Annotated in this window: 23 protein-coding genes; 18 read left to right on the top strand and 5 right to left on the bottom strand. The window is 70.6% G+C overall.

All coding sequences use genetic code 11. The annotated features are described in order from the left end of the window. Positions 1–6: 6 nt before the first annotated feature. Entirely contained in the window at positions 7–1,347 is a 1,341-nt protein-coding gene (locus T9R20_RS09810) for an aminotransferase class I/II-fold pyridoxal phosphate-dependent enzyme (RefSeq protein WP_322409137.1), read from the bottom strand. Between the two features lie 74 nt (positions 1,348–1,421). Between T9R20_RS09810 and pdxS the strand changes: the two genes are divergently transcribed. Continuing rightward, entirely contained in the window at positions 1,422–2,312 is an 891-nt protein-coding gene (gene pdxS, locus T9R20_RS09805; RefSeq protein ID WP_322409136.1) for a pyridoxal 5'-phosphate synthase lyase subunit PdxS, read from the top strand. Beyond that, a complete protein-coding gene (gene pdxT, locus T9R20_RS09800) occupies positions 2,302–2,898 on the top strand; it encodes a pyridoxal 5'-phosphate synthase glutaminase subunit PdxT (protein ID WP_322409135.1) in 597 nt (198 codons plus the stop codon). Before pdxS ends, pdxT begins: the two co-directional genes overlap by 11 nt. Positions 2,899–2,928: 30 nt before the next feature. Here the strand turns inward: pdxT and T9R20_RS09795 are convergent, their stop codons facing one another. Beyond that, complete coding sequence (locus T9R20_RS09795; RefSeq protein WP_322409134.1) at positions 2,929–3,894, bottom strand: pyridoxal phosphate-dependent decarboxylase family protein; 966 nt, start codon at positions 3,892–3,894, stop codon at positions 2,929–2,931. Positions 3,895–4,532: 638 nt separating this feature from the next. Between T9R20_RS09795 and T9R20_RS09790 the strand changes: the two genes are divergently transcribed. The 8 genes from T9R20_RS09790 to T9R20_RS09755 all read left to right on the top strand — a co-directional run bounded on the left by T9R20_RS09790 (position 4,533) and on the right by T9R20_RS09755 (position 13,319). Next, positions 4,533–5,291 carry a YebC/PmpR family DNA-binding transcriptional regulator gene (locus tag T9R20_RS09790; RefSeq protein ID WP_141938422.1) on the top strand — a complete coding sequence of 253 codons (759 nt, stop codon included), beginning with the start codon at positions 4,533–4,535 and terminating at the stop codon, positions 5,289–5,291. A 52-nt stretch (positions 5,292–5,343) separates the two neighbouring features. Beyond that, entirely contained in the window at positions 5,344–5,922 is a 579-nt protein-coding gene (ruvC, locus tag T9R20_RS09785) for a crossover junction endodeoxyribonuclease RuvC (RefSeq protein ID WP_322409133.1), read from the top strand. Positions 5,923–5,979: 57 nt separating this feature from the next. Next, complete coding sequence (gene ruvA, locus T9R20_RS09780; RefSeq protein WP_322409132.1) at positions 5,980–6,600, top strand: Holliday junction branch migration protein RuvA; 621 nt, start codon at positions 5,980–5,982, stop codon at positions 6,598–6,600. Beyond that, positions 6,593–7,621 carry a Holliday junction branch migration DNA helicase RuvB gene (gene ruvB / locus T9R20_RS09775; protein ID WP_322409131.1) on the top strand — a complete coding sequence of 343 codons (1,029 nt, stop codon included), beginning with the start codon at positions 6,593–6,595 and terminating at the stop codon, positions 7,619–7,621. The genes ruvA and ruvB overlap by 8 nt, the downstream gene beginning before the upstream one ends. Before the next feature lie 84 nt (positions 7,622–7,705). Further along, positions 7,706–8,167, top strand: coding sequence for a preprotein translocase subunit YajC (locus T9R20_RS09770; protein WP_322409130.1), 462 nt, complete (start codon positions 7,706–7,708; stop codon positions 8,165–8,167). 36 nt (positions 8,168–8,203) lie between these two features. Next, positions 8,204–9,934 (top strand): protein translocase subunit SecD, encoded by a 1,731-nt coding sequence (gene secD, locus T9R20_RS09765; protein ID WP_322409129.1) that lies wholly within the window; start codon positions 8,204–8,206, stop codon positions 9,932–9,934. Next, the gene (gene secF / locus T9R20_RS09760; protein WP_322409128.1) at positions 9,934–10,923 is read left to right on the top strand and encodes a protein translocase subunit SecF; all 990 of its coding nucleotides are present in this window, start codon (positions 9,934–9,936) and stop codon (positions 10,921–10,923) included. The genes secD and secF overlap by 1 nt, the downstream gene beginning before the upstream one ends. A gap of 95 nt (positions 10,924–11,018) precedes the next feature. Further along, positions 11,019–13,319 carry a RelA/SpoT family protein gene (locus T9R20_RS09755; protein ID WP_416182893.1) on the top strand — a complete coding sequence of 767 codons (2,301 nt, stop codon included), beginning with the start codon at positions 11,019–11,021 and terminating at the stop codon, positions 13,317–13,319. Positions 13,320–13,325: 6 nt separating this feature from the next. Here the strand turns inward: T9R20_RS09755 and T9R20_RS09750 are convergent, their stop codons facing one another. From T9R20_RS09750 to T9R20_RS09740, 3 genes are all read right to left on the bottom strand, one after another. After that, complete coding sequence (locus T9R20_RS09750) at positions 13,326–13,865, bottom strand: type IV toxin-antitoxin system AbiEi family antitoxin (protein ID WP_322409127.1); 540 nt, start codon at positions 13,863–13,865, stop codon at positions 13,326–13,328. A gap of 62 nt (positions 13,866–13,927) precedes the next feature. After that, complete coding sequence (locus tag T9R20_RS09745; RefSeq protein WP_322409126.1) at positions 13,928–15,196, bottom strand: DUF349 domain-containing protein; 1,269 nt, start codon at positions 15,194–15,196, stop codon at positions 13,928–13,930. 102 nt (positions 15,197–15,298) lie between these two features. Beyond that, the gene (locus tag T9R20_RS09740; protein WP_322409125.1) at positions 15,299–15,637 is read right to left on the bottom strand and encodes a dioxygenase; all 339 of its coding nucleotides are present in this window, start codon (positions 15,635–15,637) and stop codon (positions 15,299–15,301) included. A gap of 111 nt (positions 15,638–15,748) precedes the next feature. Here T9R20_RS09740 and T9R20_RS09735 point away from each other — a divergent pair, with 111 nt between their 5' ends. The 8 genes from T9R20_RS09735 to T9R20_RS09700 all read left to right on the top strand — a co-directional run bounded on the left by T9R20_RS09735 (position 15,749) and on the right by T9R20_RS09700 (position 24,877). Further along, positions 15,749–17,128: a replication-associated recombination protein A gene (locus T9R20_RS09735; protein ID WP_322409124.1), complete on the top strand. Its 1,380-nt coding sequence runs from the start codon at positions 15,749–15,751 to the stop codon at positions 17,126–17,128. Beyond that, positions 17,125–18,039, top strand: a complete 915-nt coding sequence (locus T9R20_RS09730; protein ID WP_322409123.1) for a tetratricopeptide repeat protein — start codon at positions 17,125–17,127, stop codon at positions 18,037–18,039. The genes T9R20_RS09735 and T9R20_RS09730 overlap by 4 nt, the downstream gene beginning before the upstream one ends. A 166-nt stretch (positions 18,040–18,205) precedes the next feature. After that, positions 18,206–18,835, top strand: coding sequence for a 30S ribosomal protein S4 (rpsD, locus tag T9R20_RS09725; RefSeq protein WP_322409122.1), 630 nt, complete (start codon positions 18,206–18,208; stop codon positions 18,833–18,835). 109 nt (positions 18,836–18,944) lie between these two features. Next, complete coding sequence (locus tag T9R20_RS09720) at positions 18,945–19,229, top strand: ATPase (protein WP_322409121.1); 285 nt, start codon at positions 18,945–18,947, stop codon at positions 19,227–19,229. Between the two features lie 68 nt (positions 19,230–19,297). Then, entirely contained in the window at positions 19,298–21,958 is a 2,661-nt protein-coding gene (gene alaS / locus T9R20_RS09715; protein WP_322409120.1) for an alanine--tRNA ligase, read from the top strand. Next, positions 21,955–22,422 carry a Holliday junction resolvase RuvX gene (gene ruvX, locus T9R20_RS09710; RefSeq protein ID WP_322409119.1) on the top strand — a complete coding sequence of 156 codons (468 nt, stop codon included), beginning with the start codon at positions 21,955–21,957 and terminating at the stop codon, positions 22,420–22,422. The genes alaS and ruvX overlap by 4 nt, the downstream gene beginning before the upstream one ends. Positions 22,423–22,694: 272 nt before the next feature. Beyond that, complete coding sequence (gene mltG / locus T9R20_RS09705) at positions 22,695–24,026, top strand: endolytic transglycosylase MltG (protein WP_322409118.1); 1,332 nt, start codon at positions 22,695–22,697, stop codon at positions 24,024–24,026. After that, a complete protein-coding gene (locus T9R20_RS09700) occupies positions 24,020–24,877 on the top strand; it encodes a shikimate dehydrogenase (protein WP_322409117.1) in 858 nt (285 codons plus the stop codon). The genes mltG and T9R20_RS09700 overlap by 7 nt, the downstream gene beginning before the upstream one ends. Position 24,878 lies beyond the last annotated feature (1 nt).

Here is a 24,878-nt window from a genome sequence, read left to right as displayed (position 1 = left end):
GGAGCATCATCCTTCGGTGAGGGCCGCGGCGTGCGCGGCGGCGGACAGATCGCGGGCGAGCGCCTGAGCGTCGGCGTCGTCGAGATCGTGGACGGTGAGGCGGAGGTGCGTGCTGGGCGCATCGGTGCGCAGTGAGAACTCGTCTCCGGTGCGCGCGAGCCAGCCGCGGCGCATCAGTTGCTCCGACACCGCCCGAGACGACGCGCCGGTGTCGACCCACAGGTTCAGGCCGTCCCGCGCCGTCGCGTCGAGGCCCGCGTCGCGCAGGAAGGCGGCGACGCGGGCGTTGCGGGCGGCGTAGTGCTCCGCCGCCTTGTCGATGGTCGCGCGGGCTCCGGGTTCAGTAAGCTGCGCCAAGGCCAGGCGTTGAAGAAGGTGGCTGACCCACGTCGTCCCCGGACTCAGGCGCGTGGCGAGGCGTTCGGCCGTGTCGGGGTCGGTCGCGGCGAGGGCGAGACACATGTCCGGCCCCAGGAACTTCGACACCGAGCGCACCAGCGCCCAGCGGCGGTGCCCTGCCGGGATGAGCGAGAGGTAGGGACGACGCGAAAGCAGGGAGTAGTGGTCGTCCTCGACGACCAGGACGTAGGGATGCTGCGCGAGCACGCTCCGCAGGGCTTCGGCGCGTTCCGCGGTCATCCCCGCACCGGTGGGGTTCTGGGCGCGCGGGGTGCAGACGACCGCGCGAGCTCCGGCGTGCAGCGCCACCGAAAGGCCCGCCACCGTCATCCCCTCGTCGTCGACGGGGACGGGGATCGGCCGGTACCCGCCGACCCGGACGGTGTGGAGGGCGGAGAGGAAGCACGGGTCCTCGAGCGCCACCGCGTCGTCGCGCGTGAGGGCCTGTGCGAGCAGCCGCTCGAGGGCGTCGACCGCGCCGTTGGTGACGGTGATGCGCATCTCGTCGGCCAGCACATCGGGTGCGAACCAGGCCCCCGCCCACGCGGCGAGCTCCGCATCGACGACGGGTTCGCCGTAGAGCACGGGCCGTGAGGCGATCCGCCCGAGCGCCGGCGCGAGGTCGGGGATGAGAGCGGGGTCGGGGTTGCCGGTGCCGACATCGCGCAGAACCGTGTCGGGGGCGAAGCCTTCCTGTGCGACCGGCGCCCGGTCGGCCACCCGGGTGCCACCGCGACCGCGCGAGACCACGAGGGCCGCCTGGCCGAGCTGCCGGTAGGCGGCGACGACGGTGTTGCGGTTGACTCCGAGCGCCGCGGCGAGATCGCGGACGGGCGGGAGGGACTGGCCGGGGGAGAGGATGCCCTCCTCGATCGAGGAACGGATGCTGCGGGCGATCTCGGCCGCGGTGGTGCCGCGGATCGCGTGGCGCAGGTCGGTTGCCGTCATCCCGATCAGCCTACGCCGTAGGTCATGGTATTTTCTGGCCTAGGTCAAAATTCCCCCCCTCGAGAGGATCGATGATGAGCACACCGACGACCGGATCCGACCGGGTCAAGCGCGGTCTCGCCGAGATGCTGAAGGGCGGCGTCATCATGGACGTCGTCACCGCCGAGCAGGCGCGCATCGCCGAGGATGCCGGCGCGGTGGCCGTCATGGCTCTCGAGCGGGTGCCCGCCGACATCCGCGCCCAGGGCGGGGTGTCGCGGATGAGCGACCCGGACATGATCGACAGCATCATCGAGGCCGTCTCGATCCCCGTGATGGCCAAGGCGCGCATCGGGCACTTCGTGGAGGCCCAGGTGCTTCAGGAGCTCGGGGTCGATTACATCGACGAGTCCGAGGTGCTCTCGCCCGCCGACTACGTCAATCACATCGACAAGTGGAACTTCACCGTGCCCTTCGTCTGCGGTGCGACGAACCTCGGCGAGGCGCTCCGACGCATCACCGAAGGAGCGGCGATGATCCGCTCGAAGGGCGAGGCCGGCACCGGCGACGTGTCGGAGGCGATGAAGCACATCCGCAAGATCCGCGGCGAGATCGCCGCGCTGACCGCGCTGCCGAAGGACGAGCTGTACGTCGCCGCGAAGGAACTCCAGGCGCCCTACGAATTGGTCGCCGAGATCGCCGAGACGGGGAGCCTCCCGGTCGTGCTGTTCGTCGCAGGAGGTGTCGCGACACCCGCGGACGCGGCGATGATGATGCAGCTGGGAGCCGACGGCGTCTTCGTCGGCTCGGGGATCTTCAAGTCCGGGAACCCGGCCGAACGCGCGGCGGCGATCGTCAAGGCGACGACGTTCTTCGACGACCCCAAGGTCATCGCCGACGTCTCGCGCGGGCTCGGGGAGGCCATGGTCGGCATCAACGTCTCCGACCTGCCGGCTCCCCACCGACTCGCCGAACGTGGCTGGTAGGTCCCGCGTCGGCATCCTCTCCCTCCAGGGGGACGTGCGGGAGCACGCCAGGGTGTTTTCCGGGCTCGGCGCGGAGGTCGCACTCGTCCGCCGGCCCGACGAGCTCGCAGCCGTCGACGGACTGGTGATCCCGGGTGGGGAGTCGACCACGATCGACAAGCTCGCGCGCGCGTTCGGGATGCAGGACCCGGTCCGCCGGGCGATCGCGGACGGGATGCCGGTGTTCGGCACGTGCGCGGGGCTCATCCTCCTCGCCGACCGCCTGGAGGACGCGATCGCGGGACAGCAGACCTTCGGAGGACTCGACGTGACGGTGAGGCGGAACGCGTTCGGCGGACAGGTCGAGTCGTTCGAGACCGAGCTGGCGGTCGACGGCTTCTCCGGGCCGTCCGTCCGCGCCGCTTTCATCCGGGCCCCGCTCGTCACCGACGTCGGACCTCGCGCCCGGGCGCTCGCGTCGCTCGCGGGCGGAAGGGTGGTCGCCGTCGAGCAGGGCGCCCTGCTGGGGATCGCGTTCCACCCCGAGGTCTCGGGAGAGACCCGGTTCCACCGCCGCTTCCTCGATCGCGTGGCATCGCGGGCCTGAGTCCGGCGCCTGCGCCGTCGACGCGAGCGGTCAGATGACCGCGGGCGAGGTCAGGCGGGCGATCGCGGCCAGGGTGAGGTCGATGTCGTCGTCGGACGTCACCCACGACGACATCGAGCAGCGCAGCACGGCACGCCCGCGCCAGTGCGCTCCGGTGAGAGCGGCCGTGCCCTCCTGCAGGATGGTGCGCCCGAGTTCCTGGGTCGCATCGTCGTCATGCAGGCGGAACATCACCTGGGTGAAGTCGGGCGTGCACACCACCGTCACCCCCGGGATGGCGCGAAGGCCCCGTTCCAGCCGGCGGGCGTTGCCGTGCAGCCGATCGACCAGGGCTTCCACGCCCTCGCGGCCGAGCGAGGCCAGGGCCGCCCACACCGGCACGCCCCGAGCCCGGCGCGACAGTTCCGGCGTGACATCCCAGGGGTCGAACCCCGTGTACATGAGGTAATCGCCGCCCGCGCGGAACATCGCGATCGAGTCGGCCGGGTCTCGGACGATGGCCATGCCGCAGTCGTAGGGGACGTTGAGGGTCTTGTGGGCATCGGTGGTCCACGAGTCGGCCGCATCCACTCCCCAGGTGAGGGCGTGAAGGCGCGGCGAGGCCGCCGCCCACAGACCGAATGCGCCGTCGACGTGGACCCACGCCCCGTGCGACTTCGCGATCGGGATGAGCTCGGCGAACGGGTCGAAGGCTCCGGTGTGGACTTCGCCCGCCTGCAGGCAGACGATCGTCGCCGCATCCGCCGTGGTCTGCTCGTCGAGAGCGCGGGCGAGGGCGTCCGGTCTCATCCGGCCGTCCGTGTCGGAATCGACGACGACCGTGTCGGCCACGCCGAGCCCGAGGAAGCGCGCCGCGCGATCGACCGACCCGTGGCGGTCGCGGCCGACGACGAGCCGCACGGGCGGTGATCCGGCGAGCCCCTGCCGGGTGAAGTCCCAGCCGCGGCGCCGAAGAAGTGCGTGCCGGGCGACGGAGAGGCAGACGAAGTTGGACACCTGGGCGCCCGTGACGAACCCGACGGAGGCGCCGCGGGGAAGGTCGAGGATCTCCCAGCAGCCACTCTCCGGCGATGCGCTCCAGCGCGACGGTGGCGGTGGTCATGGCGCTCGTGCCGGAGTTCTGGTCCCAGGCCGACACCAGCCAGTCGGCGGCGAGCGCTGCCGGGAGCGTACCGCCGATGACGAAGCCGAAGAACCGCCCGCCGGGGATGGCGACCAGGCCCGGGTCGGCGCGGGCGGCGAGGCTGCGGATCACCTCGGGAGCAGGAGTGCCGGTGCGGGGGAGCGGCCCGCCCAGCGCAGCGGTCATCTCCTCGACGCTCGCCCGCGGCCAGACGGGGCGGTCGGGTAGAGAGGCGAGGAAGTCCGCCGCCGCCTGGTGGGCGGCGTCCAGCGCCGCGTCGCGCTCATCCATGGCGACAGTGTCCTCCATGGCGACAGTGTCCTCCCATGGCGACAGTGTCCCGCTGCTCCCGCGAGAGTGCAACGGGGCGCCGAGGATGCGGGTGCGTTCCGCGCCCTCGGCGCGCAGATGCACTCTCGCGGGGACGGGGAGGGGGGCCGCGGGCGGCGACGGGGAGGGGACGGGGAGGGGTCGCGGGGGCGGGAGGAGAGGCGCGGCTAGAATCGATGGCATGTCCGGCCACTCCAAGTGGGCGACCACCAAGCACAAGAAGGCCGTCATCGACGCCCGCCGTGCGAAGTCGTTCGCCAAGCTCATCAAGAACATCGAGGTCGCCGCCAAGATCGGCGGTGCCGACCTCTCCGGCAACCCGACCCTGTACGACGCCGTGCAGAAGGCCAAGAAGACCTCCGTCCCCAACGACAACATCGACCGCGCGATCAAGCGCGGTGCGGGGATCGGCGGCGAAGCGGTCGAGTACACCTCGATCATGTACGAGGGATACGGTCCGAACGGCGTGGCGCTCATGATCGAGTGTCTGACCGACAACCGCAACCGCGCCGCCGCCGAGGTACGCACCGCGCTGTCGCGGAACGGGGGCAACCTCGCCGATCCCGGAAGTGTCGCCTACAACTTCACCCGCAAGGGCGTGATCGTCGTCCCCGGTGAGGGGACGAGCGAGGATGACGTCATGCTGGCCGTCCTCGACGCCGGCGCCGAAGAGGTCGAGCCGCACGGCCAGGGCTTCGCGGTCATCACCGAGGCCAGCGAGCTGGTGTCGGTGCGCACGGCGCTCCAGGACGCCGGGATCGACTACGACTCGGCCGACGTCGAGTTCGTCCCCAACCTCAAGGTCGAGGTCGACGCCGACACCGCGCGGAAGGTGTTCCGGCTGATCGACGCCCTCGAGGACAGCGACGACGTGCAGAACGTCTTCAGCAATCTCGACCTGACCCCCGAGGTGCAGGCCGAGCTCGAAGCGGAGGACTGAGGCCGGGGCGCGCCTCACCCCCGACGGCCCGTGTGACACCTACCGTTGCGGGGTGGCCTCCTCGCGCGTTCCCTCCCTCCGGGTGCTGGGTGTCGACCCCGGGCTGACCCGGTGCGGGGTCGGCGTCGTCGACGTCGCCGCCGACCGCAGCGCGCGTCTGGTCTACGTCGGCGTCATCCGTACGGAGGCGGACGCCCCCATCGAGTTTCGGCTCGCCGCCCTCGCGGCGGGCCTGCGCGACGTCGTCAGAGCTCACGATCCCGCCGCCGTGGCCGTCGAGCGGGTGTTCGCGCAGCACAACCGCCAGACCGTCATGGGCACGGCGCAGGCCAGCGGCATCGCCCTCCTCGTCGCGGGAGAGGCGGGCATCCCTGCCGCCACGCACACGCCGACCGAGGTGAAGGCGGCCGTCACCGGGTACGGAGCGGCCGACAAGCGCCAGGTGCAGACGATGGTCGCGCGCGTGCTGCGCCTGGACGCCCTGCCCCAGCCTGCCGACGCCGCGGATGCGCTCGCGCTCGCGCTGTGCCATGCGTGGCGGCGCGGTTCCTCCGCCGCCGGCCCGGCCGCGGGTGCGCTCACCCCGGCTCAGCAGCGATGGGCCGACGCCGAGCGGCTCGCTCGTCGCTGAGGGCACCGCCGGGGTGTCGCTAGAACATATGTCCGAAGTGTCGTCTAGGCTGTCCGCATGATCTCCTCCCTCCACGGCACCGTGCTGCACGTCGAGGCGGACAGCATGATCGTCGAGGTCGGCGGCGTCGGGTTCTCCGTCGCCGTGACGCCGCAGGTCTCGCGCAGCGCCCCGGTGGGGGAGCGTGTGCTCCTGCACACCGCTCTCATCGTCCGCGAAGACGCACTGTCGCTGTTCGGCTTCTCGACCCGAGAGGAGCTCGCGGTGTTCTCAGTGCTGCTGGGCGTCACCGGGGTCGGTCCGAAATCTGCCCTGGGGGTGCTGGCCACCCTCACGGTGCCGCAGATCGCCGATGCCGTGGCTGCCGACGACGACGCGCCGTTCCGACGCGTCTCGGGCATTGGGCCCAAGACCGCCAAGCTCATCGTCGTGCAGCTCGCCGGCAAGCTCGCCCCCGCCCGCCCCGCGGGCGCGGCGACCGCGACGGCACCCGCTCCGGACCTCGGCGCTCAGGTCGTCCAGGCGCTGGTCGGCCTCGGCTGGTCCGAGCGGACGGCGGCCGAAGCGGTGGCTTCGGTGTCCGAGAGCGCGACCGACGCCGACCGCTCCTCCGTGGGCGCGCTCCTGCGCCGCACCCTCGCCGAGCTCGGCCCCGCCCGGGAGACCCTCCGTGGGTGAGGTCCTGGATCCTGCCGAGCCCGCCGACGAGACAGAGCTCGCCATCGAGGGGGCGCTACGGCCCACCTCGCTCGCCGATTTCGTCGGGCAGCAGAAGGTACGCGGCCAGCTCCAATTGCTCCTGCAAGCGGCGCGCATCCAGCAGCGGCCGGCCGACCACATCCTGCTCTCGGGCCCGCCGGGACTCGGCAAGACGACGCTGGCGATGATCGTCGCGTATGAGAGCGAGCGGATGCTGCGGATGTCCAGTGGCCCTGCGATCCAGCACGCCGGCGACCTCGCCGCGCTGCTGTCGAGCCTGGTCCCCGGCGAGGTGCTCTTCATCGACGAGATCCATCGGATGGCCCGCTCCGCGGAGGAGATGCTCTATCTCGCCATGGAGGACTTCCGCATCGACATCATGGTCGGAAAGGGCGCGGGGGCCACCAGCATCCCGCTGGATCTCGCCCCCTTCACCCTCGTCGGCGCGACGACGCGCTCGGGGATGCTGCCCAACCCCCTCCGCGACCGTTTCGGCTTCACCGCCCACCTGGAGTTCTACGAACCGGAGGAGCTCGAGCAGGTCATCCGGCGCTCCGCCGAGAAGCTCAACGTGGAGATCCCGGCGGCGTCGCGGTCCGAGATCGCGCGCCGCTCCCGCGGCACCCCCCGGATCGCCAACCGGCTGCTTCGCCGGGTGCGCGACTACCTCATCGTCCACCGGGGCGGAGGAGCCGCCGACGCCGCCGCGGTCGACGCGGCCCTCGAGCTCTACGACGTCGATCGGATCGGCCTGGATCGCCTGGATCGCGCGGTACTCGATGCGCTCATCCGCCGATTCCACGGCGGCCCCGTCGGCCTCGGGACGCTCGCGGTGGCCGTCGGCGAAGAGCCCGACACGATCGAATCCGTCGTCGAGCCGTACCTCGTGCGCATCGGATTCATGGGTCGCACACCCCGCGGTCGGGTGGCGACGCCCGACGCCTACGCGCACCTGGGAGCCCCGCATCGCGAGGGGACCCTCAGATTCGATGACCTATAATCGCTCAAGGCTTCTCGCCGCCCTTCCTCCCTGCACGGCAGCGCCGCCCCAGGCGCGCCGAAACCGAAAGGTGCTTCTCACCTCATGGACTTCGCGACCTTCTTCGCCAATTACGGCCTGATCCTCCTGCTGGCCGCGCTGTTGGTCTTCATGTTCTGGAGCTCGCGCCGTCGCCTGCAGAAGCAGAAGGCCGAGCAGGAGGAGCGCGCGCGCCAGACCGTTCCCGGCGCCGAGGTGCTCCTGCAGGGCGGGCTGTACGGCACGATCATCTCCTACGACCCCGACAACCTCGACCAGCCGGCCATCGTGGAGGTCTCGCCCGGAGTGAACATCAAGGTTCACAGCCAGGCGATCCTCCGGGTCGTCAACCCCACCGACGTGCTGTCGGAGGAGGAGTTCATCGAGGCCGAGGTGAGCAAGGAGGAGTACCTCGAGGGCGTGGCCACCGGTGACATCTCCTCGATCAGCGACGACCGACGTGCCGCCGCGTCCGCCGAGACCATCGACGACTCCGACACGGACAAGCGCACCAAGCCCGACGCCTGACCCGTCATCCGACGGCTCGAAGAAAGCTGACCCCTCGTGGCCACATCCACCCCCGTCCGCCGCGCCTGGCGGGCTCTGATCGGCCTGCTGGCGATCACGGCAGCCCTGTTCGGCATCAACGCGCTCGGTGTCTACGCCTTCGGCCAGAGCTCCTGGGTACCCGAGCTCGCGCTCGACCTGCAGGGCGGCACCCAGATCGTCCTCCAGGCGCAGACCGAGGACGCGGAACCCCCGACGACGGAGCAGCTGGAGCAGGCGGTCACCATCATCCGCCAGCGCGTGGACGCCTCCGGCGTCGGTGAGGCGGATGTCGCCACCCAGGCCGGCAACCAGATCGTCGTGCAGATCCCCGGCGAGGCCGACGAGGAGACCCGTCAGCGCATCGAGCAGTCGGCGCAGCTGCAGCTGCGTGCGGTGCTCGCGACCAGCCAGGAGACGACCGGCACCTTCATCGGGCAGGACGGCGTCGAGACCCCCTATCCGACCCCGGACCCGTCGCTGCCGTCCACGCCGTCCCCCTCGCCGTCCGATGGCAGCGACCTCGCCTGGATCACCCCGGCGCTGCAGGCGCAGTACAACGCCTACAACTGCTCCGACCCGCAGAACGATCCCGCGAACGCGCCGGCGGACCAGCCGCTGATCACGTGCGATCCCACGGGCACGGTGAAGTACCTCCTCGGACCGGTCGAGCTCGACGGCTCGGCCATCGACGACGCGACCTTCGGACTCCAGCAGACCGACGGCCGCTGGGCGGTCAACCTCGTCTTCGACGGGGAGGGGACGCAGATCTTCGGCGAGATCAGCCAGCGACTGTTCGGCGCGACGCCCCCGCAGGATCAGTTCGCCTTCGTCCTCGACGGGTCTGTTCTCTCCGCTCCGCAGATGAACGGCGTCATCCTCGACGGCCGGCCGAGCATCACCGGCAGCTTCACGCAGGAGACGGCGCAGGTCCTCGCCGATCAGCTGCGCTACGGTGCACTCCCACTGAGCTTCGAGGTCGTCAGCTCCGACACCATCTCCGCCACGCTCGGATCCCAGCAGCTGCAGATCGGTCTCATCGCCGGGCTCATCGGCCTGATCCTCGTCGCCCTCTACTCCCTGGCGGTCTATCGCGCGCTGGGCTTCGTCATCATCGCGTCGCTCATCGTGATGGGCGTGTTGACCTACATCACGCTGTGCATCCTGGCGTGGCGCATCGGATACCGCCTGTCGCTGGCGGGCGTCGCCGGTGTGATCGTCTCGATCGGATTCACCGCCGACAGCTTCATCGTCTACTTCGAACGAATACGAGATGAGCTCCGCGACGGCAAGTCGATCACGGGTGCGGTCGAGGACGGCTGGGCCCGGGCACGGCGGACGATCTACATCTCCAAGTCGATCAACGTCCTCGCGGCGGTCGTGCTCTACATCCTCGCCGATGCCACCGTGAAGGGGTTCGCCTTCACGCTGGGGCTCACCACGGTGATCGACGTGCTCATCTTCATCCTCTTCACCCACCCGGTGCTCCAGCTGCTGGCACGGACCCGGTTCTTCGGTTCCGGGCATCCGCTGTCGGGTCTGGATCCGGAAGCCCTCGGGGCCGTCTATCGCGGACGCGCGCAGTTCCGCGCGCCCGTGTCGGCGGGCAAGACCCCGGCGGCCCGGCGGGCGGCCAAGGCGCGCGGCGAAGCCGAGCGCCGCCAGACGATCGCCGAGCGCAAGCAGGCGGAGCTCGCCGCTTCGGAATCGGGCAGATCCGCAACGAAGGTCAAGGACGGAGACCACTGATGCGGTCCATGAGCCAGCTCGGCAACGATCTCTACACCGGCAAGACCAGCTTCCCGTTCGTCGGACGGCGGCGCCTGTGGTTCATCATCGCGGCGATCCTCGTCATCGGCTCGGCCCTGGTTCCGCTTTTCCGTCCGATCCAACTCTCCATCGAGTTCACCGGCGGCTCGCAGTTCACCGTCTCCGGAGTCTCCACGACCGATCAGGGTCTGGCCACCGACGCGGTGCAGTCCGTCGTGCCGGACGCGGCCACCCGAGTGGTGACCGTCGGCACCGACGCCATCCGCGTGCAGACCGATCAGGTCTCCGATGACGAGAGCCTGGCGATCTCCGCCGCGCTGGCCGAGGAGTACCAGGTGCCGGCCGCCGACGTCAGCTACTCCTTCATCGGTCCCAGCTGGGGCGCGGATGTCACGAGGCAGTCCCTGTGGGGCCTGGCGATCTTCCTCGCGCTGACCTTCCTGATCCTCGCGATCTACTTCCGCACGTGGAAGATGTCCACGGCCGCCATCATCGGCCTGGTCGACGTGCTGATCATCACCGTCGGGGTCTACGCCCTGTTCGGGTTTGAGATCTCGCCGGCCGCGGTCATCGGCTTCCTCACGATCCTGTCCTATGCGCTGTACGACACTACGGTGGTCTTCGACAAGATCAGGGAGAACACCAGCGAGGACGGCGAGGTCTCGGGTCGCACCTTCGGCGAATCGGTCAATTTGGCGGTGAACCAGACGCTGGTGCGCTCGATCAACACCACCGTCGTCGCTGCGCTCCCCACCGGGGCGATCCTCTTCATCGGCGCGCTGTGGCTCGGCGCACGGACGCTGACCGACATCTCGCTGTCGATCTTCGTCGGCACGATCGTGGCGGCGTACTCGACGATCTTCGTCGCCGCCCCGCTCTACGCACTCTTCCGCGAGAAGGAGCCCGCCGTGCGCGCACGCGACGAGCGCGTCCAGGCGGCGCGCGAGCTCGCGGGCACTCCCGTCTGAGCGGCGGTCCGCGGTCGGGGTGCCCGGGTGGGCGCTCGCGCGAAGGGGCCCCGCCCGCGGCGTAGGATGAGATCTCCAGCGGAGGGAGGGGTCGCGTGACTGAGACCGTCCCGTCCGCCCCGGCACCCCCGGCACCTCCGGCCCCGCAGGCGTCCTCTTCGCAGACGACGACCTCGTCGCTGCGGAGGCTCGTGCCCCGCATCTTCTCGCGGTCGGCCCGTCGCGACGATGTCGAGCGGCTGCTGCGCACCGTGCGCACCCACCACCCCAAGGGCGACCTGACGATCATCGAGCGCGCCTACACCGTCGCCGACCAGGCGCACGCGGGCCAGACCCGGCAGAGTGGCGAGCCCTACATCACCCACCCGCTCGCGGTGGCGCAGATCCTCGCCGACCTCGGCCTCGGACCGCGGGCGATCGCCGCGGCCCTCCTTCACGACACCGTCGAAGACACCGGGTACCCGCTCGACACCCTCTCGGCGGAGTTCGGCGACGAGGTCGCCATGCTCGTCGACGGCGTCACCAAGCTCGATAAGGTCAAATACGGCGAGAGTGCGCAGGCCGAGACCGTCCGGAAGATGATCGTGGCGATGTCGCGCGACATCCGGGTCCTCATCATCAAGCTCGCGGATCGCCTCCACAATGCCCGCACCTGGGGATTCGTCCCGCCCGAGAAGGCCAAGAAGAAGGCCACCGAGACCCTCGAGATCTACGCCCCGCTGGCGCACCGCCTGGGTATCCAGACGATCAAGTCCGAGCTGGAAGACCTCTCCTTCGCTGTGCTCCACCCGAAGCTCTACGCCGAGATCGACAGCCTCGTCAAGCAGCGCACCCCGCAGCGCGAGCAGTACGTGCAGAGCGTCATCGAAGCCGTGGAGGGCGACCTCCGGGACCTGCGGGTGCGCGGTCGGGTGATGGGGCGGCCGAAGCAGCTGTACTCGGTGTACCAGAAGATGATCGTCCGCGGCCGCGAGTTCGACGACATCTACGACCTCATCGGGATCCGCATCCTGGTGGGGAGCGTCCGCGACTGCTATGCGGTTCTCGGCGCGATCCACGCGCGCTGGACGCCGCTGTCGGGCCGGTTCAAGGACTACATCGCGACCCCGAAGTTCAACCTCTACCAGTCGCTGCACACGACCGTGATCGGGCCGTCCGGCCGTACGGTCGAGATCCAGATCCGCACCAACGAGATGCACCAGCAGGCCGAGTACGGCGTCGCGGCGCACTGGAAGTACAAGGAGCGGATGAACGGCGGCAAGGCCGACGCCAAGGCCGTCGACGCCGACATGGCGTGGCTCGCCCACATCTCCGACTGGCAGGCAGAGACCGCCGACCCGGGCGAGTTCCTCGACTCGCTGCGCTTCGAGATCGGCGCCAAAGAGGTCTACGTCTTCACGCCCAAGGGCCGGGTCATCGGACTGCCCGCGGGCGCGACGCCGGTCGACTTCGCCTACGCCGTCCACACCGAGATCGGCCACCGCACGATGGGGGCCAAGGTCAACGGCCGCCTCGTGCCGCTGGAGTCCGAGCTGAGCAGCGGCGACGTGGTCGAGGTGTTCACCTCGAAGAACCCCGACGCGGGGCCGAGCCAGGACTGGCTCGGATTCGTCAAGAGCACCCGCGCCCGCAACAAGATCCGCGGCTGGTTCACGAAGGAGCGGCGCGAAGAGGCGGTCGAGCAGGGGAAGGATGCCATCGCCCGCGCCATGCGCCGGCAGAACCTGCCGCTCCAGCGCCTGATGAACCAGGATTCCTTCACCGAGGTCGCCCGTCAGCTGCGCTACGAGGACGTCTCGGCCCTCTACGCCGCGGTCGGCGAGGGGCACGTCTCGACGCAGTCGGTGATCGAGAAGGTCACCGCGCTCGTGAGCGCCGCCGAGGACACCTCCACGGGACCGATCGACCTTCCCGCCGTGGGGCGGTCGCGGGCGCCCCGGGGCGGCGAGTCCGGTGTGCTGGTGCGCGGCGCCCCCGACATCCTTGTCAAGCTCGCCAAGTGCTGCACACCCGTGCCGGGGGATGAGATCGTCGGATTCGTGACACGCGGCAGCGGTGTGTCGGTCCACCGTTCGGACTGCACCAACGTGCGATCGCTGAAGGAGGACCCCGAGCGTCTCATCGAGGTGGAGTGGGCGCCGACGACCAAGAGCGTGTTCCTCGTCCAGATCCAGGTCGAGGCCCTCGATCGCTCGGGGCTTCTGAGCGATGTCACACGCGTGCTCAGCGAGCATCACGTCAACATCCTGTCGGCGACCGTGTCGACCTCCAACGATCGGCTGGCCATCAGTCGCTTCGTGTTCGAGATGGGCGACACCGTGCACCTGGACCGCGTCCTCAACGCCGTCCGCCGGATCGACGCGGTCTACGACGTCTACCGTGTGACCTCGTCCTGACCCGCGTCAGACGGCGAGGTCTTCCAGCAGGCGCAGCGCGCGCCGCTTGTGGGGCACCCGCCCCCGACCGCTGAGGTGGGCGTGGGTCCTCGCCGCCAGCCCGGGTCTCAGGCGCGAGAGCTCCCCGGCAGCGCGGCGATGCGGATCGTCGTCCATCCGGCAGAGGTCCGCCAGCGTCCGCTCCGGCGTGGTCACCCAGACCCCGCCCACACGGTCGAGGTCGCTCCGTGCGAGCGCGGTGTCACGCACGACGACCCGCCGGTCGTGTACCGCACTCACCCGCCGGGCGACGGCCCGCTGCACGTAGTGACGCGCGGGCGGCTCCGCGATCGCGCCGTGGATCCACGCGGCACTGAGGTGGGTGGCGGCGAACAGATCGGTGAGGATGCCGGCGAGCGACCCCGCCCGCAGGGCCGCCGTCTCCACCGCATCGGCCGGCATGTACCCGTCACCCACCTCGACGACGTCGCCGTCCAACCGCGCCGCCGACAGCTCGGCTGTCGACAACCGGTCTCCTGGGAGGTAGAGGAAGCGCGACGTCGCCATGGTCGCGAGTCTGCCGCGGATCCCCCTGCGGTGGGCTGCCCTGTGGACAACCCGGTCGAGCCTCAGCCGCCGAGGGCGCGCAACCAGGCCCGTCGGGCCTCGAGGGCCTCCTTGGCCTTCTTCACGGCGCGGGCATCGCCCGACGCCTCAGCAGCCGTCACCTCGGCTTCGAGCTTGGCGATCGCCTCCGTGAGCTGCCGGGTCATGTCGTTCGCCCGCGCCTGCGTCTCGGGATCGTTGCGCTTCCACTCGACCTCTTCGCGCGAGCGCACGGACTGCTCGATCTTGCGCAGCTCATCGTCCAGCGTCCGCTCTGCGTCCCGCGGGAAGATGCGGCCGATCTCGTCCCACTTGCGCTGAATGCCGGTCAGCAGCGAGCGGGCCTTGGCGAGGTCCTTCTCATCCGGGATCGGACGCGCCTCGGCCAACAGTGCCTTCTTCGCCTCGATCTTCTCCTTCGACGCCTCGGCGTCCGCGGCCTCCCGCTCGCCGCGCGCGGCGTACAGTGCGTCACCGGCGGCTTTGAAGCGCGCCCACAGCGCGTCATCCGCCTTCTTCCCGGCGCGGCCCGCCGACTTCCACTCGTCGAGCAGGTCACGGTAGGCGCCGATGCCGTCCTCGCCGCGCGTGGCGAGGGCTTCGGCGCGCTCGATCAGGCGGGTCTTGCGGTCTCGGACGGACTTGTGCGCCTCGTCGAGTTCGGCGTAGAACGCCCGGCGGTGCTTGTCGATCGTGGCGCGGGCGTCGCGGAAGCGCTTCCAGAGCTGCTGCGCGGTGGAGCGCGGCAGCCGCGGACCGTTCTGCTGCTGCGACTGCCACTGATCGAACAGGGCGGACAGCTCGGTCGAGACCTGCTTCCACTGCACGGTGCGCGGATCGCGCGCGGCGAGCTCCTCGGCGCGCTCGACGAGCGCGGTGCGCTCCTTCACCGCAGCATCCACGGCCTCCCGCGCGGCCGCGGCCTCGGTCGCGGACGCCTCGGCGAGGGAGGAGGTGAGGGCGGTGACCCGGGCCTCGAGGGCGGCGAGATCACCCACGGCCGCCGCGCCGGCGATCTTCGCCTGCAGCGAGGTCGCGGTCGAGCGGAGGTCCGCGGCGGACGCTCCGCCCCGACGGTGACGAACCTCCAGGAGGCTCACCTCGGAGGCCAGGTCGGTGAACTTGCGCTCGAAGTACGCCAAGGCCTCATCCGGCGAGCCGTCGGGGAACTGGCCGACGACGCGCCATCCGTCCGACTCTCGCACCGAGACGGTGCCGTCGTCGTCGACGCGGCCCCAGGGCTGGTCTTCGGTGGGGGTTTCCGGGCTGGTGGGGTCTGCTGCGGCAGTCACGGGATGCACCTCATCGCGGCCGAGGCCGGGTGTGGGGGATGGACGCGCCCCAGCCTAGTACGGGCTCGCATCCGGGCGAGGGGGGATTGCGCCCCGGTGCGCCTACTGCTCCGCCGGCTCGGAGGGCTCAGCGGTCGGCTCGCCGCTCGGTGCCGGAGTCGTCTCGTCGGGTGCGGGAGAGGGCGTCGGCTCGTCAGTCGGGCTCGGCACCGACGTCTGACTGGGGGAGGGGACCGGCGCGGGCACACCCGGGCCGACGGTGAAGTAGGCGGTCTGGGCGGCGACGATCCCGGCGATCAGCAGACCGCCGGCGACACCAGCGATGAGATCGTCGCGGCGGCGGCGGCGCTGCTGGCCCTCGTGAAAGCTCTGGCGGGCCTGGTAGAGGCGGGCCCGCTCGCGTTCCGCGCGGGACGCGCGATCCTTGCTTCCGGTGGCCACCGATCCTCCTTCGGTCCCGGCGGGTCCCGGGCGCAATGATCCTACGCACAGCGCTGGGGGGCCGCCAAACGCGGGAGGAGCGGTGTCGACGGTCGCCGTTAGCCTTGGGGAGTGAGTGATACGGCGGGTCTCGTGCGCAGCCACACGCCCCTCGCCGTGCGGATGCGCCCCACCTCCCTCGACGAGGTCGCGGGGCAGGGGCATCTGCTGCGCAAGGGGTCGCCGCTGGTGACGCTCGCCGATCCCGCGTCGACCGGGACCACGGCGACGTCGGTGATCCTGTGGGGTCCACCCGGCACGGGCAAGACGACGCTCGCCCAGGCCATCGCCCGCTCGTCGGGCCGTCGCTTCGTGGAACTGTCGGCTGTGACGGCCGGCGTGAAAGACGTCCGCGAGGTGATGCAGGACTCCCTCACCCAGCGCGATCTGTACGGGCAGTCGACGATCCTGTTCCTCGACGAGATCCACCGGTTCACCAAGGCCCAGCAGGATGCGCTCCTCCCCGGCGTCGAGAACGGCTGGGTGGTGCTGATCGCCGCGACGACCGAGAATCCGTCGTTCTCGATCATCTCGCCGCTGCTGTCCCGGTCGCTCCTGCTGACGCTGCGCCCGCTGACCGACGCCGATCTCGGGCTGCTCATCGACCGTGCGGTGGGCGATCCGCGGGGATTGGCGGGGCGCGTCACCCTCGACACTGAGGCCCGCGCTGCGCTTGTCCGGCTGGCCTCCGGTGACGCGCGGCGCGCGCTGACCGCTCTCGAAGCGGCGGCCCTGCTGGCCGGGCGCGACGCCGCCGAGGGGGGCGATCCGGAGGGGGACGGTCCCGAGGGCGTCGAGGAAGATGCGGATGCGACGGCACCGACGATCACGGTCGATCACGTCTCGCAGGCCGTCGACCGGGCGCTGCTGCGCTACGACCGTCAGGGCGACGAGCACTACGACGTCATCAGTGCGTTCATCAAGTCGATCCGCGGCTCCGACGTCGATGCGGCCATCCACTACCTCGCCCGCATGATCGAAGCGGGGGAGGACCCCCGCTTCATCGCGCGACGACTCATCATCTCGGCATCCGAAGACATCGGCCTGGCCGACCCGCAGGCGCTCGTCATCGCCGTCGCTGCGGCGGACGCCGTGCAGTTCATCGGAATGCCCGAGGGGCGCATCCCCCTCGCCGAGGCGACGGCGTACCTGGCCACGACCGCGAAGTCGAACGCGGCCTACCTCGCCGTCGACGCCGCGATCGCCGACGTGCGCGCGGGCGGATTCGGGCGGGTGCCGATGCACCTACGCGACGCCCACTATCCGGGAGCGAAGCGCCTGGGCCACGGCAAGGGCTACGTCTACCCGCACGACAGCGATGTCGGGGTTGTGGCCCAGCAGTACCTGCCCGATGAGCTGCGCGGCACGCGGTACTACCGGCCGACGACCCACGGTCAGGAGCGCGACGTCGAGGCGCGGCTGGAGAAGATCAGGAAGCTGCTCGGGCGATGAGCACCACCGGTCGTCTCGACGCCCGTCTCGGTGAGTTCTGGCAGACGGCGGGCGATCGGCCCGGCGCCGAGCTGTTCGGGATGCTGGAGACGATCCTCTCCGAGGAGTCGGCGGCGACGGGACGCGCCCTCTTCGAGCGCGCGTCCCTCCACGACCACCTCGGCGACGAGGCCGCCGCCGTGCCGCTGTACCGCGCGGCGCTGGAGGCCGGGCTTCCCGCTGCGCACCGGACGCCGGCGATTATCCAGCTTGGCAGTTCGCTGCGCAATGTCGGCGACGTGTCGGCGGCGATCGCGCTGCTCCAGACCGTGGAGGCCGAGGATCCGCTCTTTCCGGCCGCGCAGGCGTTCCTGGCGCTGGCGCTGCATGATGACGACAAGCCCACGCCGGCCCTTCGCACCGCCCTGGCGGCACTGGGGCCGCGACTCCCGTCCTATCAGCGGGCGGTGTCGTTCTACGCCGGGGATCTCGCTCCGCGAGATCGGGTGAGGGTCGTCGCGGTGGGACTGCTCGTGCGTGACGGCTGGGTCCTCGCGGAAGAGTACGCCGCCGGAGCGGGCCGTCCTGCGTTCCTGCGTGTTCCCGGGGGCGGCGTCGCGTTCGGTGAGAACGCCGCCGAGGCGGTCCGGCGAGAGTTCGCCGAAGAGCTGCAGGCCGACGTCGCCGAGGTGGAGCTTCTCGCCATCACCGAGAACATCTACGACGCACACGGCCGGCGCGGCCACGAGATCGTCCACGTCTTCTCCCTGCGAAGCGCGGCGCTCGAACGACTCCCGCGGGGAGCGAGGCGGGCGGTGGCCGACAGCGACACCACGGTCGGGTGGTACGACCTCGCCGGCCTCGCGTCGGGGGACCTGCCGCTGTATCCCGTGGAGGCGCTGGGGCTGGCGCAGGCGCAGACGGGGCGCTGAGTGCCGATCTGGTAGGCTTGACCGGCTTGAAACACCGTTTTCGGGCATCCCCTCTCTTCTTCACCGACCTCCCGGCATGCCCCGGCGTGCAGTCCGGAAGGGCGAGGAGGGGCGATACGTCCGCGAGCCGTGAAAGACACGGCAGCGTCATCGAAAGGAACACTTCGTGGCTACGAAGTCCCAGGACCGCCGCAAGGTCCGCCTGTCCCGCGCCCTCGGCGTGGCCCTCACCCCGAAGGCCGCCCGCTACCTCGAGAAGCGTCCCTACGCTCCGGGCGAGCACGGTCGCACCAAGCGCAAGGCCGACAGCGACTACGCCGTCCGCCTGCGCGAGAAGCAGCGTCTGCGCGAGCAGTACGGCATCCGCGAGAAGCAGATGCGCAACACCTTCAACGAAGCCCGTCGCACCCAGGGCCTGACAGGTGAGAACCTCGTCGAGCTGCTCGAGATGCGTCTGGACGCCCTCGTGCTGCGCTCGGGCTTCGCCCGCACCACCGCGCAGGCGCGCCAGCTGGTCGTGCACCGCCACATCCTCGTCGACGGCCAGACCGTCGACCGCCCGTCGTTCCGCGTGAAGCCGGGCCAGACCATCCACGTCAAGGCCAAGAGCGAGGGCACCGAGCCCTTCCAGGTCGCCGCCGCCGGCGGGCACGCCGACGTGCTGCCCCCCGTTCCGGGGTACCTGAACGTCGAGCTCGACAAGCTGCAGGCGCAGCTCGTGCGTCGCCCCAAGCGCGCCGAGGTCCCCGTCGTCTGCGACGTCCAGCTCGTCGTCGAGTACTACGCCGCACGCTGACGTTCCGTCGGCAGCGTCCCCCTCGGAAGGCGTCGGGTCACCCCGGCGCCTTCCGTCGTTTCCGCCTACGATGAGAAAGTGCCGCGCCCGCGGCGGAGGAAGTGGTGTGATGAGAAGTCTCTCGTGGTTCTTGCTCGGGATCATCGGCGGGTTCGTCGCCGCCCACATCGTGAACAAGAACCCGCGCGGCGCTGAACTCCTCGCCGAGGTCGACGCCCGCATCTCGGAGTTCACCGACCGCATGGGCGACGCCTACCGCGATCAGCAGGGGCGCTTCGCCGACACGATCGACGACCTCGGCGACGCCGCCGAGAAGGCGGTCGACGCGGCCGCGGACGCCGCCGGTGAGGCGCTGGCGAAAGCCAAAGCGGCCACCACGTCGTCATCCGACTGAATCCGTCGCCCGATCCCTCATCCGCCCGCGATCCGGGGAGGATGACCCACGTCTTCTGAGGACTCCGCATGAGAACCGCTGAGATCGCCCAGCGCTACCTCGACTACTTCGAGCGCAACGGCCACACCATCGTCCCCTCGGCCTCGCTCGTGAGCGACGACCCGTCCCTGCTCTTCACCGTCGCCGGCATGGTGCCCTTCATCCCCTACCTCACGGGCGTCGTGCCTGCGCCGTACTCGCGCGCCGCGGACGTGCAGAAGTGCATCCGCACCAACGACATCGAAGAGGTCGGCAAGACCCCGCGGCACGGCACGTTCTTCCAGATGCTCGGCAACTGGTCGTTCGGCGACTACTTCAAGGAGGGGGCGATCCGCTACGCGTGGGATCTCCTTCTCTCCTCCGAGGCCGACGGCGGTCTCGGGTTCGACGAGAAGGACCTCTGGGTCACCGTCTACGAGGACGACGACGAGGCCGAATCGCTCTGGCGCACGGTGGCCGGCATCTCGCCCGATCGGATCCAGCGACTCGGCCGCGACTCGAACTACTGGAGCACCGGGCAGCCGGGGCCGGCGGGTCCCTGCTCGGAGATCTTCTTCGATCGCGGCCCGGCCTACGGCATCGACGGCGGCCCTGCGACCGACGACGACCGGTACGTGGAGATCTGGAACCTCGTGTTCATGCAGTACGCGATCACCAACGTCCGCTCCAAGGTCGACTTCGACATCATCGGCGAGCTGCCGCAGAAGAACATCGACACCGGCATGGGGCTGGAGCGCGTCGCGTTCCTCAAGCAGGGTGTCGAGAACATGTACGAGACCGACCAGGTGCGGCCGGTCCTCGATCGCGCGGTCGAGCTGTCGGGCCGTCGCTACGGAGCAGTGCATGACGACGACGTGCGCTTCCGCGTCGTGGCCGACCACGTCCGTTCCTCCCTCATGCTGCTGGCCGACGGCGTGACCCCGTCCAACGAGGGTCGCGGCTACATCCTGCGGCGCCTCATGCGCCGCGCGATCCGCGCGATGCGCCTGCTGGGCGTGGACGCGCCGACCTTCCCCGAGCTGTTCGCGGCGTCCCGTGACGCGATGAAGGCCGCCTACCCGAACCTCGACGCGGAGTACTCCCGCCTGTCGGCGTATGCCGTCGCCGAGGAGGAGACGTTCTTGCGGACCCTGGCGTCGGGCTCGACGATCCTCGATCTCGCGGTGGCGACGACGAAGGATGCCGGGGGCACGAGCATCGCGGGTGCTGACGCGTTCCTGCTGCACGACACCTACGGGTTCCCGATCGACCTCACGCTGGAGATCGCCGAGGAGGCCGGGCTGAGCGTCGACCGGGCCGCCTTCGACACCCTCATGCAGGAGCAGCGCTCCCGCGCGAAGGCTGACGCGAAGGCGCGCAAGCGAGCGATCGCCGACCACAGCGTCTACCGCGAGTTCCGCGCTCGCGGCGAGACGGCCTTCACCGGGTACACCGACCTCGAGACCGAGTCGACCGTGCTCGGCGTGCTGGTGGACGGCGTGTCGGTCGACCGTGCCCGCCAGGGCGAGGTCGCCGAGGTCATCCTCGCCGAGACGGCCCTGTACGCCGAGTCGGGCGGTCAGGTCGCCGACAAGGGCGTGATCGTCGGTCCCGGGTACGTGCTCGACGTGCTGGACGTGCAGCGCCCGGTGCCGGGGCTCATCAGCCACACCGTGGAGGTGCGCACCGGCGAGGTCGGAGTCGGCCAGGCGGCGACCTCGGTCGTCGATGCGGCGAACCGTCGCGCCGCGATGCAGGCGCATTCGGCCACACATCTCGTGCACGCGGCCCTTCGCGACACCCTCGGTAAGTCTGCGACGCAGGCCGGATCGCTCAACCGGGCCGGGTATCTGCGCTTCGACTTCACCTGGGGCCAGGCGCTCTCGGGCGAGACGAGGTCCGAGATCGAGGAGATCGCCAACAACGCGGTGCGCGACAATCTCGAGGTCACCACGCGCGTGCTCTCGCTCGATGAGGCCAAGGAGCTCGGCGCCCTGGCGCTGTTCGGCGAGAAGTACGGCGACACCGTGCGGATGGTCGACATCGGCGGGCCCTGGTCGCGCGAACTGTGCGGCGGCACCCACGTGAGCCGCAGCGCAGAGGTCGGCCTCATCAATCTCGTCGGGGAGTCGTCGGTGGGCGCGTCCAACCGGCGCGTCGAGGCCCTCGTCGGAGCGGACGCCTTCCGCGAGCTGGCCGCCGAACGCGCCATCGTGTCGCAGCTGACCTCGTCGCTGAAGACCCCTCGCGATCAGCTCCCCGCACGCATCGCCGACCTCACGGCGAGCCTGAAGGCGGCGGAGAAGAAGATCGCGCAGCTGGAGTCCAAGGCGCTCGGCGAGCGCCTCCCGCAGCTTGTCGCGGCCGCCTCCCGCCAGGGTTCCTACTCGGTCGTCGCCGAGAATCTGGGTACGGCCGCCAGCGCGGACGACGTGCGGACCCTCGCCCTGCAGGTGCGTGAGCGGCTCGGTGCGGATCCGGCCGTCGTGGCCCTCGGCGCCGTGGTGGGGGAGCGCCCCGTGGTGATCGTGGCCACCAACGACGCCGCGCGCGGCGCCGGTGCCCGCGCCGGTGTGCTCGCCAAGACCGCCGCCGGGATCCTCGGCGGCGGCGGCGGGGGACGCGACGACCTCGCCCAGGGCGGGGGGACGGATGCCGGGGCGCTGCCGGCCGCGATGGACGCCGTCGCCCGGGTGCTCGCGGGGGCATGACCGGGTTCCGGCGAGGCGCGCGCCTGGGGGTCGACGTCGGGAAGGCTCGTGTCGGGGTCGCCCGTTCGGATCCCGACGGGCTGCTCGCGACGCCGGTGGAGACCGTGGCCCGGGACGAGCGTGCCGTCGCGCGGGTGATCGAGCTCGCGGGGGAGTACGCGGCCGTCGAGCTCGTCGTCGGTCTGCCGCTGAATCTGCGGGGCGAGTCGACGCCCTCGACGGACGATGCCCGGGCGTTCGCCGAGGAGCTCGCGCGATCCTCGGCGGTGCCCGTCCGGCTGGTCGATGAGCGTCTGACCACGGTCTCGGCGCACGCGGTTCTGCGCGATTCGGGCAGATCGCAGCGTTCTTCTCGTAGCATTGTGGACCAGGCCGCGGCCGTCGTTCTGCTTCAGCACGCCCTCGATGTGGAGAAGCGGCAGGGACGACCGCCCGGAACCCCCGTCCCCCAGGAGCCCGCCTGATGCCCGATAACCCGTCCTCCGAGGATCCGTTCGCGGATCTGTTCGGGAAGCTGCCCGATCCCCGTAAGCGCGACGCCCGCCGGTCGGGGCGCGCCCCCGAGACCCCCGGTGCGGCGGAGGCGACCCCGCGGACTCCAGCGCCGGCTTGTGCCGAGCAGAGCGACGCGGGTGGGTCCGTCCCCCCGTCCCGCCGCGCCGCGCGGGAAGCAGCGTCTCGGTCGAGCGACGCGCCCCCGGCTCCCGTGCCCGCTCCGCGAAGCGATCCTGCGCCCGTGCCCGCTCCGCGGAGCGACCCTGCTCCCGCTCCCGCTCCGCGGAGCGACCCTGCTCCCGCTCCCGCTCCGCGGGTCACACCGGCGCGGGCCTCCGCCGGAGCATCCATCGACGACTCGCCGAGCCGCGAGCGTGGTGCCACGCGCACCGCCATTCGTCCGGCCGGAACAGCGACCCTCGAGGACCTCTTCACCGGTGAGGCCACCACCGAGGCCCTCGGATCCCCGCCGCCGAAGCCGAATCGGCGGCGGCGTCGCATCGGGGCGGCGATCGCGATCGGACTCGTCCTCGCCATCATCGGCGGCATCGTCGGAGGCGGTCTCTACGTCTGGAACACCTACGAGTCGCAGATCCGGGAGGTGATGGGCTGGGAGGAGCCGGCCGACTTCGAGGACGGTCTCGCGAACGGCGAGGCGCTCGTGACGATCGTCTCGGGCGACACCGGTCAGTCGATCTCGCAGACCCTCTTCGACGCCGGGGTCACCAAGACCTCGAATGCGTTCTACGACTACCTGATCGACAACGGCCGGAGCCCCACCTTCATGCCGGGTGTCTATCGGCTGCAGCTGCAGATGACCTCCGAAGCGGCGCTCGCGGCGATCGAGAACCCCGAGAACAAGCTCGAGAACTCCGCGCTCATCCCCGAGGGCCAGACCGCGGAGGCGACCCTCGAGATCGTCTCCGAGAGCCTCGCGATGCCCCTGGAAGAGCTGCAGGCCGCCGCCGCCGACCCCGCCGTGTACGGCGTGTCCGCTCAGAGTCTCGAGGGATGGCTGTTCCCCGCGATGTACACCTTCGATCCGGGCGTGACGGCGACGGACGTCATCCAGACGATGGTGAATCGCACGGTGCAGTCCCTGGATGCCGCGGGTGTCCCGGTCGAGGATCGGCAGCGCATCCTCACCATCGCCTCGATCATCCAGCGCGAGGCCCGCTACGAGGCGGACATGCAGAAGGTCTCGCGTGTCATCCAGAACCGTCTCGACCCGAACAACCAGGAGACCTTCGGCAAGCTGCAGATGGACTCCACCGCCCAGTACGGCGTCGGGGAGAGTCGTGAGGGCGTCGTGAGCTCGAGCGAGGAAGCCCTGACCGATCCGAACCCCTGGAACACCTACGTCCAGGTCGGACTGCCCATCGGGCCGATCGCCAATCCCGGGGACGTCGCGATCAACGCGGCGATGAACCCCGCCGACGGGCCCTGGCTGTACTTCGTCACCGTCAACCTCAACACGGGCGAGACGATCTTCACCGAGACCTACAACGAGCACCTGCGGTACGTCGAGCAGTGGCGGGAGTGGTGCAGCCAGAATCCCGACGCCGGATGCTGAGTGGGGCTGCGACGCGACTGGCGGTGTGGGGCGACCCGATATCGCACAGTCGCTCCCCGCAGGTGCACGCCGCCGCCTACGCCGAGCTCGGTCTGCCGTGGACCTACGAGCGCCGCCGCGTGTCCGCCGAGCAGTTCGCGACCACGCTCCGAGACCCCGCGGAGACCTGGCGCGGCCTGTCGTTGACGATGCCGCTGAAGCACGTCGCCGCGAAGGCCGCCCGCCGTCTCGACCGTGCCGCGCAGCTCAGCGGCGCGGTGAACACCCTGATCCCGGACGGTGACGGGGCATGCGGCTTCAACACCGACGTCGCGGGGCTCGTCGCCGCGATCCGCGAGGAGGGGATCGACGGAGCCGACACCGGGAGGATCCTCGGCGCGGGCGCGACCGCGACCTCGGCGCTCCTCGCGCTGGATGCGCTGGGCGCGCGAGAGGTCGAGGTGCGGGCGCGCCGGCCGGAGGCCGCCGGTCACCTCGTCGCGCTGGGGGAGAAGCTCCACCTCGCGGTCACGGCGGTGCCGCTCGACGCTCCGCGCACCCGGATCGGCTCTGCGGGCGCCGCTCCGCTGACGATCGCGACGCTGCCCGGAGACGCCGCACTGCCGGCATCCGTCCTCGAGGCCGTCCTCGCGCCGGAGGCCCTGCTCGTCGATGTCGTCTACGGCACCTGGCCGACGCTCCTCGCCGAGGCATGGGAACGCGCGGGCGGGCGGGCGATCTCGGGGCTGCCGATGCTGCTGCATCAGGCCGTGCGCCAGGTGCGGATCTTCGCCACCGGCGACGCCGACCAGCCGCTCGCACGGGAGTCCGACGTCGTCGCGTCGATGCGCCGGGCCCTCATGGAAGACTAGG

The sequence above is a fragment of the Microbacterium invictum genome (assembly GCF_034421375.1).
In the GTDB taxonomy this organism is placed as follows: Bacteria; Actinomycetota; Actinomycetes; order Actinomycetales; family Microbacteriaceae; genus Microbacterium; species Microbacterium invictum_A.
Note: the sequence above shows the minus strand (reverse complement) of the source record. Positions and strands in the feature narration are given on the sequence as shown.

Coding starts and splice junctions, on each gene's coding strand:
- pdxS (WP_322409136.1), top strand. CDS start 1,422: ATGAGCACACCGACGACCGGATCCGACCGGGTCAAGCGCGGTCTCGCC.
- T9R20_RS09730 (WP_322409123.1), top strand. CDS start 17,125: ATGAGCACCACCGGTCGTCTCGACGCCCGTCTCGGTGAGTTCTGGCAG.
- T9R20_RS09700 (WP_322409117.1), top strand. CDS start 24,020: ATGCTGAGTGGGGCTGCGACGCGACTGGCGGTGTGGGGCGACCCGATA.
- alaS (WP_322409120.1), top strand. CDS start 19,298: ATGAGAACCGCTGAGATCGCCCAGCGCTACCTCGACTACTTCGAGCGC.
- ruvA (WP_322409132.1), top strand. CDS start 5,980: ATGATCTCCTCCCTCCACGGCACCGTGCTGCACGTCGAGGCGGACAGC.
- ruvX (WP_322409119.1), top strand. CDS start 21,955: ATGACCGGGTTCCGGCGAGGCGCGCGCCTGGGGGTCGACGTCGGGAAG.
- T9R20_RS09790 (WP_141938422.1), top strand. CDS start 4,533: ATGTCCGGCCACTCCAAGTGGGCGACCACCAAGCACAAGAAGGCCGTC.
- T9R20_RS09720 (WP_322409121.1), top strand. CDS start 18,945: ATGAGAAGTCTCTCGTGGTTCTTGCTCGGGATCATCGGCGGGTTCGTC.
- secF (WP_322409128.1), top strand. CDS start 9,934: ATGCGGTCCATGAGCCAGCTCGGCAACGATCTCTACACCGGCAAGACC.
- T9R20_RS09770 (WP_322409130.1), top strand. CDS start 7,706: ATGGACTTCGCGACCTTCTTCGCCAATTACGGCCTGATCCTCCTGCTG.
- T9R20_RS09750 (WP_322409127.1), bottom strand. CDS start 13,865: ATGGCGACGTCGCGCTTCCTCTACCTCCCAGGAGACCGGTTGTCGACA.
- T9R20_RS09810 (WP_322409137.1), bottom strand. CDS start 1,347: ATGACGGCAACCGACCTGCGCCACGCGATCCGCGGCACCACCGCGGCC.